Raw genomic sequence first — 16257 nt, 5'->3', positions numbered from 1 at the left:
GCAGCAGAAAAGAATCGCGTGCTAATTAATTTAAAAGATAAACCTTCAGCTTTATAGAAGAAAAGGATATGAGAGGAAATATTAAAGATGTCGCGATAATTTGAAACAAAAACGTAAATGAAAAAAGGGCCACCAACGTGGCCCTAAGTAGAGATATCAGCGTTTTTTAAATGCCGCCGCCAGTGCATCACTCATGGCACTGTTGCTACCAGAGTTACTGTCTGCCCGGCCCTTGGCTGCTGGGCGACTGTTCGAATCATTGCTGTTACGAGGCTGGCTGGCACCTCGATTGTCATTACGGCCCTTGGTGCTGCTATTCGCACTATTAGCGCCATTGTTACCACGACGCGGGCCGCCTTCACCAGGCTGTTCATCAAGGCGCATGGTCAGGGCAATGCGCTTGCGTTGCAAATCCACTTCCATGACTTTCACTTTGACGATATCCCCGGCTTTCACCACCTTATGTGGGTCATCGACAAACTTATCCGCCAGTGATGAAATATGTACCAAACCATCCTGATGAACACCAATATCAACAAAGGCACCAAAGTTGGTCACGTTAGTGACCGAGCCTTCGAGGATCATGCCCGGAGTCAGGTCATTGAGTGTCTCTACACCTTCAGCGAAGGTTGCGGTTTTGAACTCAGGGCGTGGGTCACGGCCTGGCTTTTCTAACTCGCGTAGGATATCGGTGACCGTCGGGACACCAAATTGCTCGGTGGTGAAATCACGCGCATTAAGATTACGCAGCGCGGTAGCATTACCCATTAGGTCCTGCAAGGCCTGTTCAGTTGCAGCCAAAATGCGCTCAACAATCGGGTAGGCTTCTGGATGCACGGTTGATGCGTCCAGCGGGTTATTGCCATGATTGATACGCAGGAAGCCGGCACACTGCTCGAAGGCTTTCGGCCCGAGGCGGCTGACTTTGAGCAATTGCTCACGGTTATGGAAGCGGCCATTCTCATCACGCCAGCTAACAATGTTTTGCGCCATCATGCGGGTTAAACCCGCAACCCGGGTCAGTAACGGCACTGACGCAGTGTTTAAATCCACACCCACGGCGTTTACGCAGTCTTCCACTACCGCATCCAGCTTTTTCGCCAGTTGGCTTTGGCTAACATCATGTTGATACTGGCCGACCCCGATAGATTTTGGGTCAATTTTTACCAGTTCAGCCAGTGGGTCTTGTAACCGCCGGGCAATAGACACTGCACCACGGATGGAGACATCCAGATCTGGGAACTCCAGCGCCGCCAACTCAGAGGCGGAGTAAACCGAGGCCCCTGCTTCGCTGACAATCACTTTTTGCGCGGTGACCGCCGGATACTGTTGCTGTAGCTCGACAAAGAAACGCTCGGTTTCCCGCGATGCGGTACCATTCCCGATAGCCACCAGTTCAACCTGATGCTTGATGCACAGGGCGGCCACCACAGCGGCGGCTTTAGCAGCCTGCCCGGTATGAGGGTAGATGGTATCAAAGGCAACCAGCTTGCCGGTAGCGTCCACTATCGCCACTTTCACCCCAGTCCGCAGGCCCGGATCAAGGCCCATGGTGGCGCGCATGCCGGCAGGGGCTGCCATCAACAGATCTTGCATGTTACGGGCGAATACGTTGATTGCTTCATCTTCGGCTCGTTCGCGCAGGGTGCTCATCAGCTCGGTTTCCAGATGCATCAGCACTTTGATACGCCAGGTCCAGTTGACCACCGCTTTGCGCCAACCGTCTGCTGGCGCATTATTCAGCCGCAGGTCGAGATGGTTAATAATTATCTGCTCGCCCTGACTTTCGCGCGGCGGTTCGTCAAACTGCGGATCAGGATTCAGTGCCAGTTGTAACACGCCTTCGTTGCGGCCACGGAACATAGCCAGTGCGCGATGAGAAGGGACATGGGCGATAGGTTCGTGGCTGCCAAAGTAATCGCGGAATTTAGCCCCTTCCAGCTCCTTACCTTCCACCACTTTTGACACTAAATGGGCATTTTTCCACAAGTACTGGCGCACTTTCGCCAGTAGGGTTGCATCTTCTGCAAAGCGCTCCATCAGGATATAGCGTGCACCATCCAGTGCCGCTTTCGTATCTGCAACACCTTTATCGGCATCAACATAAGCGAGAGCAACCTGTTCTGGCTCTTGCTGTGGGTCATGCCATAAACTGTCCGCCAATGGCTCCAGACCGGCTTCAATCGCAATCTGACCACGGGTGCGGCGCTTCGGTTTATAAGGGAGATATAAATCTTCAAGCTCAGTTTTACTCATGGTGCCATTGATGGCACCGGCCAACTGCTCAGTGAGCTTGCCCTGATCTTCAATTGATTTAAGAATGGTTTGGCGGCGCTCTTCGAGTTCACGCAGATAGCCCAAACGACTTTCCAACTGGCGCAACTGGGTATCATCCAACCCGCCGGTAACTTCCTTACGATACCGCGAAATAAACGGCACGGTATTACCTTCATCAAGCAGGCGGATAGCAGAGATAACTTGCTCCGGCCGCGCCTGTAGTTCGCTTGCAATAATGCTGCTCAGTTGTTCATTCATAAGTCTGATGTCAAGTCTGATAGTGAGTAGGAAAAATGGCAGAAGATAGTTATACGGATTGCCCGGATAAATTGCCAGTAGAGCGGCAGCAGAGCTTGAGGTAACGTGGACTTATCGGTAAAAAGTTAGGGTATAGTAGAAGCATCAATGCCAAAGGGATAATTATATGGCGAAAAGTAATTACATTACCCGCGAAGGCTGGCAGGCGCTGGATCGTGAATTGCATTATCTGTGGCGGGAAGAGCGCCCGGTGGTAACACAGGCGGTGTCTGAAGCCGCAGCAATGGGTGACCGTTCGGAAAATGCTGAATATATCTATGGTAAGAAGCGGCTACGAGAGATTGATCGCCGGGTACGCTTTCTGACCAAACGCCTTGAGGTGCTGAAAGTTGTCGACCCTGACCCGCGTCAGGAAGGAAAAGTCTTTTTTGGTGCCTGGGTGCGGGTAGAAAATGAATTAGAAGAGCAGCGCATCTTTCGCCTGGTTGGGCCGGATGAGTTTGATCCGGCAAAAAAATGGATTTCTATCGATTCACCGGTTGCCCGTGCCTTAATTGGCAAGCAGGTGGAGGATGAGGTGACGGTTCAGACACCAAATGGTGAAGCAACCTACTGGATATTAGAGATCCGCTACCGCCCATTTGACGAAAGTGTTGATAATTAGGCACAACAATAAGCTTTGTAACAATTTCGACTAGAATGTATACCATAAAAAGCTGTCTGTTATACACGTCATACTTCAAGCTGCATGTGTGTTGGCTTCCTTCGTTCACCCTCCGTCACTGACTCATGTAAGTGACCGGGGGCTCGCTCAGTTGCCGCCTTCCTGCGACTCGAATTATTTAGGGTATAAAGTAAGTTTTTTTAACAATGTACAGGTTCGAGCAATACGGCCTTTGGGAGTAATAAAATGCAAGAGAATCACAAGATTCTGGTCGTTGATGACGATATGCGCCTGCGCGCGCTGTTGGAACGTTACCTAACAGAGCAAGGTTTCCAGGTGCGCAGCGTTGCCAATGCTGAACAGATGGATCGCTTGCTGACCCGTGAGTCTTTCCACCTGATGGTGCTTGATCTGATGTTACCGGGTGAAGATGGCCTATCTATCTGCCGCCGTCTGCGTAGCCAAAGTAACCCGATGCCGATCATTATGGTGACGGCGAAGGGTGAGGAAGTTGACCGTATCGTCGGATTGGAAATTGGTGCTGACGATTATATTCCTAAGCCATTCAACCCCCGAGAATTACTGGCCCGTATTCGTGCGGTGTTACGCCGTCAGGCTAACGAGCTACCGGGTGCACCTTCACAGGAAGAAGCAGTGATTGCGTTTGGTAAGTTCAAACTCAATTTAGGCACGCGCGAGATGTTCCGTGAAGATGAGCCTATGCCACTGACTAGTGGTGAGTTTGCAGTGCTGAAAGCCTTGGTGAGTCATCCACGTGAGCCGTTGTCACGCGATAAGCTGATGAATCTGGCCCGAGGTCGCGAATACAGTGCGATGGAGCGTTCCATCGACGTACAGATTTCACGTCTGCGCCGTATGGTCGAGGAAGATCCGGCGCATCCGCGCTATATCCAAACTGTATGGGGCTTGGGCTACGTATTTGTACCGGACGGCAGTAAAGCATGAGGCGATGGCGCTTTTCTCCACGTAGCTCATTTGCCCGAACCTTATTACTGATTGTGACCTTGCTGTTCGTCAGTCTGGTCACCACGTATTTGGTGGTGCTGAATTTCGCCATCTTGCCCAGTTTGCAGCAGTTTAACAAAGTGTTGGCGTATGAAGTTCGTATGCTGATGACTGACCGGCTGCAATTGGAAGATGGCACGCTACTTGAAGTCCCGCCGGCGTTTCGGCGTGAGATTTACCGTGAATTGGGGATTTCGCTTTATACCAATGCTGCGGCGGAGGAAAGTGGCCTGCGTTGGGCACAGCATTACAAATTTCTCAGTGATCAAATGGCCCAACAATTGGGTGGGCCAACCGATGTTCGGGTCGAAGTTAATAAAAACTCCCCTGTTGTCTGGCTAAAGACGTGGCTATCGCCGGATATTTGGGTACGAGTGCCATTAACTGAGATCCATCAGGGCGATTTCTCGCCACTGTTCCGTTATACCCTGGCAATTATGTTATTGGCTGTAGGGGGAGCCTGGCTGTTTATCCGTATTCAGAATCGGCCATTGGTTGAGCTGGAACATGCTGCTTTGCAGGTGGGGAAAGGGATTATTCCGCCGCCGTTACGAGAGTATGGTGCGTCAGAGGTGCGTTCGGTTACCCGGGCATTTAACCAAATGGCCGCCGGCGTGAAGTTGTTGGCGGATGACCGGACCTTGCTGATGGCTGGGGTTAGCCATGATTTACGCACGCCGTTGACCCGTATTCGTTTGGCGACTGAAATGATGAGTGAAGCCGATGGATACCTTTCTGAGTCAATCAATAAAGATATCGAAGAGTGCAACGCCATTATTGAGCAATTTATCGATTATCTACGCACCGGGCAGGAGATGCCGACAGAGTCGAGTGATTTGAATGCCGTACTCGGTGAAGTGATCGCGGCTGAAAGTGGTTATGAGCGGGTAATCGAGACTGATTTGTGTGCAGGTGAAGTGCTGGTGGATATCCATCCGTTATCGATTAAGCGTGCGTTGGCCAATATGGTGGTGAATGCGGCGCGTTACGGTAATGGCTGGATAAAAGTCAGTAGTGGCACTGAGCTACAGCGTGCGTGGTTCCAGGTTGAGGATGACGGCCCTGGTATCAAGCCTGAAGATTTGAAGCATCTGTTCCAGCCTTTTGTGCGTGGCGATAGCGCGCGGAGTACCAGTGGTACTGGGCTGGGCTTGGCGATTGTGCAGCGGATTATTGATGCTCACGCCGGTTCGTTGGATATCGGTACCAGTGAGCGGGGCGGTTTACGGATCCGGGCGTATATTCCGTTGCCGTTAGATATGAAGGCGAAGCCACCTGCGGTGGTGTGAGTTTTATTTTGGTTATTTAGTATGGTGATCAGGTTCGGTTGTTAAAGCAATGGAGTTTACTTAACCTCCGTAGCCTCAACCGCCAAAGGGTGCGGGCGCGCACCCTTGTGGAATCCCGCGCTTCGCACGTATCGCCTGCCCACTGCGTGGGTTCCCTCACTCATCATTTCGCTGGCGGGACGGCTTTATTCGCATCCCTGCTCATGACGCCTAAATCCGCCGTCCATGGCGGATTTCCCTTGCTCCATTCTTCACTCGGCTGCTCAAATGTGCTTTTAAACTTCAGAATCTAAAACCATGATTTTGATTTTCTCTTTTGATGTTAAGCGCAATCAGGAATATTACCGACCAGGACGGTGGCCCGAGTGAGCCGCCATGGACAAATCAGCCGGGAGCAGATATGAACGCTGCTAGCAGCGGCCCCGAAGGGGTGAGTCCCAAGGTTCCAAGGGAGTCACGCGCTTGTGACCCCTTTGGCGGTTGAGGCTACGGAGATAAGTTAATCACTGAACTCATGTCAACCGAACCGGATAACTGAACAATTAATAATGAGCACTCGACCCCGATCACTCATCCACCAAACCTGATCTAATCCATTTTTGATTTGCGAAAAACAAAAGGGACACAAATGTGTCCCTCCATAATCATTACAAAATCAACGCTAACTTAGAGCTTTGGCCCTGCACTAACCAATGCAGCACCTGCTGGGGTATCAGTATACTTATCAAAGTTAGTGGTAAAACGCTTCGCCAGATCTTCGGCTTTCTCTTGCCACTGCGGCACATCAGCGTAAGTGTCACGAGGATCGAGGATCTCTGGGTTCACGCCCGGTAATGCTGTTGGCACCGCCAGATCAAAGATTGGCAGAGTGAAGGTTTCTGCTTTATCAATCTCACCGTTCAGAATGGCGTCAATGATGCCACGGGTATCCTTGATGGAAATACGTTTGCCAGTACCATTCCAGCCAGTATTGACCAGATAGGCTTGTGCGCCCACCGCTTGCATACGTTTAACCAGCACTTCTGCATATTGTGTTGGATGCAGCGACAGGAAAGCTGCACCAAAACAGGCTGAGAAGGTCGGTGTTGGCTCAGTTACACCGCGCTCAGTACCAGCCAGTTTAGCGGTGAAGCCAGACAGGAAGTGATATTGGGTTTGATTTGCTGTCAGGCGTGATACTGGTGGCAATACACCAAAGGCATCAGCAGTCAGGAAGATAACCTTAGTGGCATGACCCGCTTTAGAAACCGGTTTAACGATATTTTCAATATGATAGATCGGGTAAGAAACACGGGTGTTTTCCGTTTTGGAACCATCATTGAAATCAACGGTACCGTCGGCCAGTACTACCACGTTCTCCAGCAAGGCATCACGCTTAATTGCATGATAAATATCCGGTTCTGCCTCTTCAGATAACTTGATGGTTTTGGCGTAGCAGCCACCTTCAAAGTTAAATACGCCGTCATCATCCCAACCGTGTTCGTCATCACCAATCAACTTACGTTTTGGATCAGTCGACAGCGTGGTTTTACCGGTACCAGACAGGCCGAAGAAGATAGCCACATCGCCTTTCTCGCCGACGTTGGCCGAGCAGTGCATGGAAGCAATGCCTTTCAGTGGCAGCAGGTAGTTCATCATCGAGAACATACCTTTCTTCATTTCGCCGCCATACCATGTGCCGCCAATGAGCTGCATACGTTCTGTCAGGTTAAAGGCAACAAAGTTCTCGGAATTCAGACCTTGCTCTTTCCAGTCCGGGTTGGTGCATTTAGCGCCATTCATGACGATAAAATCAGGCTCGAAATGGGCCAGTTCTTCGTCTGATGGGCGGATAAACATGTTTTTGACAAAATGAGCCTGCCACGCGACTTCAGTGACAAAGCGAACTTGCAGGCGAGTATCGGCGTTAGCACCGCAGAAGGTATCAACAACAAACAGACGTTTACCGGACAGTTGCTCGGTTACCAACCCTTTCAAGTGGCTCCAGGTTTCCTGACTCAGTGGCTTGTTATCATTTTTGCCTTTGCCCTGATCGGCCCACCACACGGTATCTTGAGTGATGGCATCGCGGACAATATATTTATCTTTTGGCGAGCGGCCGGTAAAAATCCCGGTATCTACCGCTATTGCTCCTGTGGTGGTGAGGATTCCGCGCTCGTATCCTTCAAGCGTGGGTTTGGTCTCTTCCTGGAACAGTAAATCATAGCTTGGGTTGTAAACAATCTCGCTGACGTTATGGATGCCATAGGCGGCGAGCTCCTGCGGGGTAATTCCTTTAACACTCATGTCATAACTCCTGGATCGTCAATTTTCTACCAGCGATTGTAAATCCTCATCTCTGATTAACAGCGATAGCTATCAAATATTTCAACATATGACCTATTTTTCGCTAGGTTATGAGAGATAGGACACGGATTGTCGCAAGTATGAAACGCCAGAAGAAATAGCTGGGCACGAGTCAGCACCCAACCAATCATTATTCTTATTAATGAATTTGTTCTGAAGAAGTGCTGTTACCACTCTTTAATGAGGCGATATCAACGGCATCAAACAGGTAGTGATTGCCGCAATACTCACAATGCATATCAATATTGCCATCTTGTTCCAGCATTTCGGTGATGTCATCTTCCGACAGTGTGACTAATGCATCAGCACAACGCTCGCGGGAACAGGTGCAGCAGAAACTGACGTTTTGCGGCTCATATAACGTTACTTCTTCCTGATGATATAAACGATACAGCACTTCATTCGCTGGCAGCGTAAATAGCTCCTCAGCTTTGATGGTAGTGGTAAGCTGTGCCAGGTGATCAAACTCATCTTCATTGCGCTCTTCGGCTGGCAACACTTGCAGCAGCATCCCGCCCGCAGCGGCTTTACCTTCCACACTGCCGGTACGAATAAACAGGCGTGTTGGTAATTGTTCAGACTGCATAAAGTAATTTTCCAGACAGGCGGCGATAGTCTCCCCTTCCAGTGCTACCACACCCTGATAGCGCTCGCCTTTTGCCGGGGTGATAGTGATAACCAGATAGCCGTTGCCGACCATCTCTTTCAGCGTGCTTTCATCGCTGATTTCACCTTTAAAGCGGGCGACACCCCGCATCTGCTGCTGGTTATTACCGTTAATCACTGCCAGTGACAATGGGCCATCCCCTCCTTGTAACTGCACGGTAATATCACCATCAAACTTGAGCGTGGCGGTCAGTAAACTGGTTGCGACTAACATCTCACCCAACAGTTTTTGTACCGCTGGTGGGTAATCATGATTGGCTAATACTTGCTGGTAGGTTTCATTGACTGAAACCAGCTCACCGCGCACAGCATGGTTAGCAAACAGGTAGCGGTGTAATTGGTCGTGATTAGACATAGTTTTCTCTCTTTCTGGCTGCAAGCAAAGCCGTCATCTTTCAAGTTGCAGGTGTGTGGGCTGCCGTCCTGCATGTTGAAATCTATAGGGTTTACTCAGACTCGCCTTGTTTAAATTTAATCAGGTTGCGACGCTCTTTTTTATCCGGCCGTCGGTCAGGATGTGGCATGGTCAGGGCATTCAGTTTACGCGCCTGTGCCACCTTATCGCGATTGGCAATACTGGCTTCAGTCTCTTCATACAATGCCTGTGCTTCGCTTGCACCACGGCGTTGACCGTGTAATGCCAATACCCGCACCGTGCGTTCATCATTGCCCTGACGCAGGCGGATTTCAGCATTGAGTTCAACCAACTTGCTCGGTTTACCGCGCTGGCCGTTGTAGTGGACTTTACCGCCATCCACCATTTCCCGGGCGATTGCTCTGGTTTTATAAAACCGGGCTGCCCAAAGCCATTTATCCAGCCGAACCGATTCGTCAGAAACTGCTTTATCCTTCATGAATACTCCTGCCTGTTATCTCCGTCATATTTCACGTCGCATGCGTGTTGGTCGCCTTGTTGCAACGCGAATTATTTAGGCTATAGGGCTAAACATCTTTTTAGTCACCACGTAACTGTAGCGCGGGTAATAGCTTACGGTAATCATTGATTGCAGGGTGGCTGTGAAATGCTTTGTCAGCACAACTGGAATCCGGATTTTCTATACCCAGACAGTAGCGGATACCAAATGTGCGCGCGGCATCCAGAATCGTTTCACTGTCATCGACGAATAAGGTTCTGGCCGGATTCAGCCCGGTATGCTGCGCGACAGCTTGCCACAGTCGTTGATCTTCCTTCGGATAACCAAATGTATGGGTGGAAAGTAATAAATCAAGGTGCTGGTCCAGTGCAGTATGCTCAATTTTGACTGCCAGACTGTGTGGATGGGCGTTGGTGAGCAAAATGGTTTGTAACCCTTGCTGGCGTAAACTGGACAAAAACGGCTCAGTATCTTGGCGCAGACGAACCCGGTTGCCAGCGGCTGTGGTCATGGCGTAAATATCCAAATCCAGTCGCTCACTCCAATAATCGAAGCAATACCAATTTAAGGTATGTTGCACTGCCAAGTATTCATCATGAATAATTTTGTTGGCCTGCTCCAGCGGGATCCCTCGGTGTTGGCTAAGGGTTTCCGGCACCTGCTTTAGCCAGAAATGGCTATCGAACTCCAAATCCAACAGGGTGCCATCCATGTCCAACAGCACGGTATCAATCTCTTGCCAATTAAATTCTGGGGGCATAGCGGCTCCACAATCACATTATTTTTATGCAAACAAATAATACGGGTTACAACGAATACCAGCGCCATCAGGGTGATGTCCCGATAACAGCCACAGATAAAGTTAGCCTAGCATATCAAAGTTACAGAGCCTGCCAGAGATGAATGATATGGCCTGAAAGAAAGCTAACGCAGGAAAGGCGCGGGAGTGAGGGTTTGGTTAAAACAATTATCATAATAGCGTTGAATATTATCCATCCGGTTACGGTTTCGTAGTATCCGTTGAATTAATAAAGTGATATTCACGGCCAGACAGGCAATCAGTATTAGCAGCAATAGGCTGGTACCCAGATAGCGGCCGAGTGTGACGATATCCGGCTCACTGTGTAGCGCGATATGCCGTGTGCCATTGGCATCAATGGTGATATTGGTAATGATGCCTTCTGCCTTAAATGGAGTATTAAGTAGCAGCCCGGAGAGCCGTTGTAATTCCCGCCACTGCTCCAGTGCGCTGTAATCAAACAGGGGGACGGCAGGGGCAGGGTGATTAACTAACTGCTTACCTTCATCACTGGTTAGCAAGAAGCCACCCGGCGGCGGGCTATTTAATGCTTCAGTTGCCAAATGCGTTTCACGATAAACAAACGATGAGGTAGCAGTTTTAACCAGACTTTCCAGGGTATCGGCACTGACTGGGCGCAACAGCACATTCATCCCTTTTAATGTGCCAGATTGTGCTCGTTTAACCAGCCCCGGCCAATTCTTGGCATTACCTAAGTTAACCAAGGCATTTTTCAGGCGGACACAGTCGCTATCTCCACCGCATAATGCCTGTGTTTTCAAAACGATATCTGCAAAATCATTCAGTAAAATCATGCCAGATTTTTCAATGGCGGTTGCCAACTGTGGGTTGACGTTGGCATCAGTACCTTGCGGATGCAACTGCTGATTGACTGTTGCCACCAGTGCGGCGGCTTTTTCAATGGTGTCAGATTCAGGTTGTGGCAGTGGTGCTGCGTTATTCCAATAGATCCCAGAACAATCAAACGGCGTAAAAACAAAACTATGCGGATTTTGAGTATTCGGCGGGACATAACACATACCGGTACCCTGAGCTTTCAGCATATCGCCGATGCGCAGAGGCATTTTATCCAGAGCTTCAACACTAGTAACTTGCTGGCTTTGTGCGCCTTGCAACCAGGCAATACTCAATTTCAATGGCAAGCTGAGCGGCACATAGATTAGCAATAACACCATTATTAACAGTGAACCGGCGATAAGCGTCAGGTTTTTCCCCCAGCGCTGTAACGGGAAATGTTTCATTTCGTCATGCAGGGATAAAAAAGGCCCCTGACGCACGACCTGACGGTTGAGATAGATATCAATGTTGGTTTTCTTGCCCAGGTCATGAGCAAAATAGGGCCCCCAATGGGCCGGATAAATCAGGTCGACAATCCCGAGCGAGATGTTATTCATCTGCCCTTGGTTCGATTCACCAAACAGCCCCCAGCGCTTTGGCGTACCGCTCAAGCAATGGACTTCACGCAAATCTTTTTCAGATAACGGGCGGAACATATTCCAGCATGCCCAACCGGTTAACGTTATCGCCACAATAATCAGCCAGGGCAGTGTAACCACCGGACCGGTGAGTGCGAAAAACAGTAATAACAATGCCAGACAGATCGCAGCGGCTTCTTTTAAGCCATTAGCACCATGTAAGGCATATTCTTCGGGGGTTTCCTTGCGGATATTCAACAGCTCTATATGTTCGCTGTCTGCTTTGCGGATTGAGGCATTTTGCGCTGGAGAAGGCAAAATAGGCTGGTAGCTATTCTCAGCCTGGTGATTTTTAAGCGTATGCCCATTAAGGGAGATCACCAAAGGAATCGTCTGCGTTTGGATAAGTTCTACGTCATTATCCTGAGCGATATATTGCTCCCACGAAGCCGGTAGGTGAACTTCAATAGAATCAAGGTAATAACGCCATTTATTGGGTTCGTCACTCGCCACGCCGTAGCGGGTGATGGCGCGGGTAACCGAATAAACATTTTCGCTTTGTGGCGTCAGAGTCAGCTTTGCTGGCGCAAGATTGGTGTTCGTCAGTGTGCGGGTGTCAAAAGTTGACTGAGATTTGAATCCGAGCTTCTCTTGCTGACCGAGCAGATAATTCTCAATATTAACCCGTTCCTCCGCGGTGAGTTTACGGTGCATGGGTTTAGCGAACGGCAGTATTGCAGTTACGGGGGCGGGGTGGCGGAATCGGAACCACCATAACAAACCTACCGCGATCAGACTGGTCAACAGTAAGGCCAATATTAAGACTATTGTGCTCATCCCATCCCCATCCGAGCGCCTCTGACTTACGTCAACTCTATGAAAGAATGCATATTATGCGTAAAAACAGTACCAAGGCATATAACAGAGTCATTCAGTGAACTAGCATTTTACACGCTATTATTCATCAAAAAACCTAATGCAAGTGCTCTTAAACTGCCCGTAGATTGATAAGGATAGCAAGGCTAAAACAGCGGTAATATCAGCATAATCCTATTTTCAAACACATTTTTTAACGTGTGTTGAGTGGGGGTAGGATGAAATTTAACCGGTTGAATCTTGACTAAACTCGACGTCATGTTAAAAACAGGTAAATTATATCTAACTGAGATTGCGATAAAGGTTCTCACTAACGCACAATGTGATCAAGTTCTAATAAATTCCAGTATAAAGTGTTGGGTTAATCGTTATCGGCAAAAAGTGGCTTACTAAGTAACCATAAAATAGCTCTGGTTATCCTGATGCAAGTCCGATAGGCGGTGAGTATTTAAATTGGGGCTATCATGAAACACCTGCAAAAACCTAAAATTCTTAAAATAGAAACGGTTGCCCACTCCCGCTTGTTTACTGTTGAAGCGGTGGATCTGGAGTTCAGTAATGGCGTGCAACGCGTTTATGAACGAATGCGGCCATCAAACCGTGAAGCGGTGATGATAGTGCCGATTATTGGCGATGATCTCCTGCTGATTCGTGAATATGCCGTGGGTATTGAAGAGTATGAGCTGGGCTTCCCCAAAGGGTTGATTGATCCGGGCGAAGGTGTGCTGGAGGCGGCGAATCGTGAACTGATGGAAGAGGTTGGCTTTGGTGCTAAAAGCTTTGATTATCTCAGTAAGCTGACGATGGCTCCGTCCTATTTCTCTAGCAAAATGAATATTGTTATTGCCCATAACCTCTATCCACAAAGTCTGGAGGGTGACGAGCCGGAACCCCTACCACAAGTCCGCTGGCCGATCGCCAATATGATGGCACTGCTGGATGAGCCTGATTTTCGCGAGGCCCGTAATGTTAGTGCCCTTTTTCTGGCTCAGGCATTTCTTAATAAGTAATGGTCAGAGATAAAAAAGCCGGGACTCTGTTACGAGCTCCCGGCTTTTATATTGGCGCTGCTCCGTCTTGATACTCAGGCAATCAGCGTTTACAGAACAACTCCATCAGAACAGCTCGTGAGTCTGCCCGTTATCCATTAGAGTCGTCCCTGCTTCATGTACTGAATACTCGGTGGGTTGTGTCCCCTCGATAAAGTACTCTGAACGACTGCCTGGCCCGCCACTGGATAACTTACCCGTCTGCTTATCAATCACTACGCTGACAATACCCGGCGGTGGAGAAACCGGTTTTTCTGGCAAACCGTCAAGGGCCGCTTTCATAAAGTCATCCCATGCAGGTTGCGCACTCTTCGCCCCACCTTCAGCACCAGAGATCTGATCTGATATGGCCCCTGATGCAGAGCTGCGGCCTAAGTCGCGGCGATGGTCATCGAAGCCAATCCAGACGGAGGTCACGGTATCCGGGCCGTAGCCAGAGAACCAGGCATCTTTTGAGTTGTTAGTGGTACCGGTTTTACCGCCAATATCCTTGCGTTTCAGGTCACGCCCGGCACGCCAGCCGGTACCCATCCAACCCGGTTCCCCGAAGATATTTGAGTTCAACGCATCACGAATCAAAAAGGCCAACGGCGTGCTTATCACATGGGGTGCGTATTGCTGGTCACCGTTGAGCTTGGCCTGTTCAGGTGTCACTTTTTCTAACTCAGGCATTGGCACATTACTGGCGTTATTGTTCTGCGAGGTGGCGACGTTTTCGATGTTATCATCAGACAGAACAACTGAGCGCTGAGTGTCACCGTAAATAACCGGTAAGTTACACTCTTCACAGACAATCTTCGGTTTCTCTTCGAACAGCACATTGCCCACATCATCAGTTATCTTGGTGATGAAATAGGGATCGACCAGATAGCCGCCGTTTGCCAACACGGCGTAACCACGGACTAACTGCAATGGTGTAAAGGAGGCGGAACCTAATGCCAGGGATTCTGAGTGCACAATATTTTGTGCCGGGAAACCAAAGCGTTGCAGGTATTCAGCCGCATAATCCACACCCATGGCACGCATTGCCCGCACCATCACCACGTTCTTCGACTGACCTAAACCTTGGCGTAAACGAATGGGGCCGTCGTAAGTCGGTGGTGAGTTTTTTGGCCGCCAATCGGTACCTGCACCTGCATCCCAGCGCGTAATTGGCAGATCATTGAGGATGGTTGCCAGCGTCAGACCTTTGTCCATTGCCGCGGTATACAGGAAGGGTTTGATATTCGAACCGACCTGGCGTAGTGCCTGTGTCGCACGGTTAAACTTACTTTGGTTAAAGTCAAAACCGCCGACCAGCGCTTTAACCGCACCATTGTTTGGATCGATAGAAACTAAGGCTGAGTTGACGTCCGGCACCTGTGCCAGCCACCAATTATCTTCTACTTTTCTTACCCAAATCTGCTGGCCAGGCTGCACCACATCGGTCACTTGTTTTGGTGTTGGCCCTTGGGCGTTATCCGATTTAAACGGACGTGCCCAACGCATGCCGGACATTGGTAAGGTCACGTTGCTGCCATCTGCCAACAGTGCCGTTGCTTGCGTTGTATTAGCTTCGGTCACCACCGCAGGCAGCAGTGGGCCATAGACCGGCAAGGTTTTCAGTGAATCGATAATCTGCTCGCGGCCCCATGCGCTTTCGCCCACTTTCCACAACACATTGGACGGGCCTCGATAACCATGGCGCATATCATAAGCCAGCACATTGGCACGCAATGAGTCGACTGCCGCCAACTGGAGCTTTCTGGTTATGGTGGTATAGACCTGATAGCCGTCAGTATAGGCATTCTCACCGTAACGCTTAATCATCTCCTGCCGCACCATTTCTGACAGATAAGGTGCTGAGAAGGCGATTTGCGGAGCATGGTAGTTGGCAACCAGCTCTTCACTGCGCGCCTGATCGTACTGCGCCTGGGTGATGTACTTTTCATCCAGCATACGCGAGAGCACTACGTTACGGCGTGCCACTGCTCTGTCATGTGAATAGAGCGGGTTGAAGGTGGATGGCGCTTTTGGCAAACCGGCGATCATCGCCATCTGGCTGAGGGTCAACTCATTGACTTCTTTGCCGAAATAGACCTGAGCTGCCGCACCGACACCATAGGCACGGTAGCCGAGATAAATCTTGTTCAGGTACAGCTCAAGGATTTCATCTTTGGTCAGTAACTGTTCGATACGAATGGCCAGAAAGGCTTCCTTGATTTTACGTATCAAAGTCCGTTCCGGGCTTAAGAAGAAGTTGCGAGCCAATTGCTGGGTAATGGTACTTGCCCCTTGTGAGGCACGCCCAGAAACCATAGCAATTGAGGCAGCACGTAGGATCCCAACCGGGTCCACACCGTGATGCTCATAGAATCGGCTATCTTCCGTAGCAATAAATGCATGCACCATTTCTGGTGGAATTTGTTTTAATGTCAACGGGATACGGCGTTTTTCACCGTATTGAGCGATCAATTCGCCTTCAGCGCTATACACCAACATCGGTGTTTGCAGCCGGACATCTTTCAGCGTGGCAACATCGGGTAGCTGTGGCTCAATATATTTGTACAGGCCAAATATCGAGGCTGCTCCCAGTAAAATGCAACACACTGTAAGGATCAAAAAATACTTTACGAACTTCACCTGAGATTTCCCATTCAATGTCAATTGGGCAGTTTATAAACAACCGCGCCGTAGTATAAAGGCAAGCCCGTAAC

General features: G+C 49.6%; 11 protein-coding genes. 4 read left to right on the top strand and 7 right to left on the bottom strand.

Annotation, left to right across the window (positions count from 1 at the left end; genetic code table 11):
• Positions 1–156 precede the first annotated feature (156 nt).
• On the bottom strand, positions 157–2535 hold the full coding sequence (locus V2A85_RS07575) for a Tex family protein (protein WP_420071180.1): 2379 nt from the start codon (positions 2533–2535) through the stop codon (positions 157–159).
• A 166-nt stretch (positions 2536–2701) separates the two neighbouring features.
• Here V2A85_RS07575 and greB point away from each other — a divergent pair, with 166 nt between their 5' ends.
• The 3 genes from greB to envZ all read left to right on the top strand — a co-directional run bounded on the left by greB (position 2702) and on the right by envZ (position 5514).
• Entirely contained in the window at positions 2702–3199 is a 498-nt protein-coding gene (gene greB / locus V2A85_RS07570; protein ID WP_005186101.1) for a transcription elongation factor GreB, read from the top strand.
• A gap of 246 nt (positions 3200–3445) precedes the next feature.
• Positions 3446–4165, top strand: a complete 720-nt coding sequence (ompR, locus tag V2A85_RS07565) for a two-component system response regulator OmpR (RefSeq protein WP_004709363.1) — start codon at positions 3446–3448, stop codon at positions 4163–4165.
• A complete protein-coding gene (gene envZ / locus V2A85_RS07560; protein ID WP_083161238.1) occupies positions 4162–5514 on the top strand; it encodes a two-component system sensor histidine kinase EnvZ in 1353 nt (450 codons plus the stop codon). The genes ompR and envZ overlap by 4 nt, the downstream gene beginning before the upstream one ends.
• Before the next feature lie 666 nt (positions 5515–6180).
• Here the strand turns inward: envZ and pckA are convergent.
• The 5 genes from pckA to V2A85_RS07535 all read right to left on the bottom strand — a co-directional run bounded on the left by pckA (position 6181) and on the right by V2A85_RS07535 (position 12473).
• Complete coding sequence (gene pckA / locus V2A85_RS07555; protein WP_420071179.1) at positions 6181–7800, bottom strand: phosphoenolpyruvate carboxykinase (ATP); 1620 nt, start codon at positions 7798–7800, stop codon at positions 6181–6183.
• Between the two features lie 199 nt (positions 7801–7999).
• On the bottom strand, positions 8000–8881 hold the full coding sequence (gene hslO, locus V2A85_RS07550; RefSeq protein ID WP_372560316.1) for an Hsp33 family molecular chaperone HslO: 882 nt from the start codon (positions 8879–8881) through the stop codon (positions 8000–8002).
• Between the two features lie 91 nt (positions 8882–8972).
• The gene (gene hslR / locus V2A85_RS07545) at positions 8973–9380 is read right to left on the bottom strand and encodes a ribosome-associated heat shock protein Hsp15 (RefSeq protein WP_083161235.1); all 408 of its coding nucleotides are present in this window, start codon (positions 9378–9380) and stop codon (positions 8973–8975) included.
• A 100-nt stretch (positions 9381–9480) separates the two neighbouring features.
• Entirely contained in the window at positions 9481–10161 is a 681-nt protein-coding gene (gene yrfG, locus V2A85_RS07540; protein WP_420071178.1) for a GMP/IMP nucleotidase, read from the bottom strand.
• Positions 10162–10325: 164 nt separating this feature from the next.
• Positions 10326–12473: an intracellular growth attenuator family protein gene (locus tag V2A85_RS07535; protein WP_372560317.1), complete on the bottom strand. Its 2148-nt coding sequence runs from the start codon at positions 12471–12473 to the stop codon at positions 10326–10328.
• A 503-nt stretch (positions 12474–12976) separates the two neighbouring features.
• Here V2A85_RS07535 and nudE point away from each other — a divergent pair.
• Complete coding sequence (nudE, locus tag V2A85_RS07530; protein ID WP_083161230.1) at positions 12977–13522, top strand: ADP compounds hydrolase NudE; 546 nt, start codon at positions 12977–12979, stop codon at positions 13520–13522.
• 105 nt (positions 13523–13627) lie between these two features.
• Here the strand turns inward: nudE and mrcA are convergent, their stop codons facing one another.
• A complete protein-coding gene (mrcA, locus tag V2A85_RS07525) occupies positions 13628–16183 on the bottom strand; it encodes a peptidoglycan glycosyltransferase/peptidoglycan DD-transpeptidase MrcA (protein WP_420071177.1) in 2556 nt (851 codons plus the stop codon).
• Positions 16184–16257: the final 74 nt, after the last annotated feature.

Origin of the sequence: Yersinia sp. 1252 StPb PI, assembly GCF_048593885.1 — a bacterium.
GTDB classification, from domain to species: Bacteria; Pseudomonadota; Gammaproteobacteria; order Enterobacterales; family Enterobacteriaceae; genus Yersinia; species Yersinia enterocolitica_E.
Note: the sequence above shows the minus strand (reverse complement) of the source record. Positions and strands in the feature narration are given on the sequence as shown.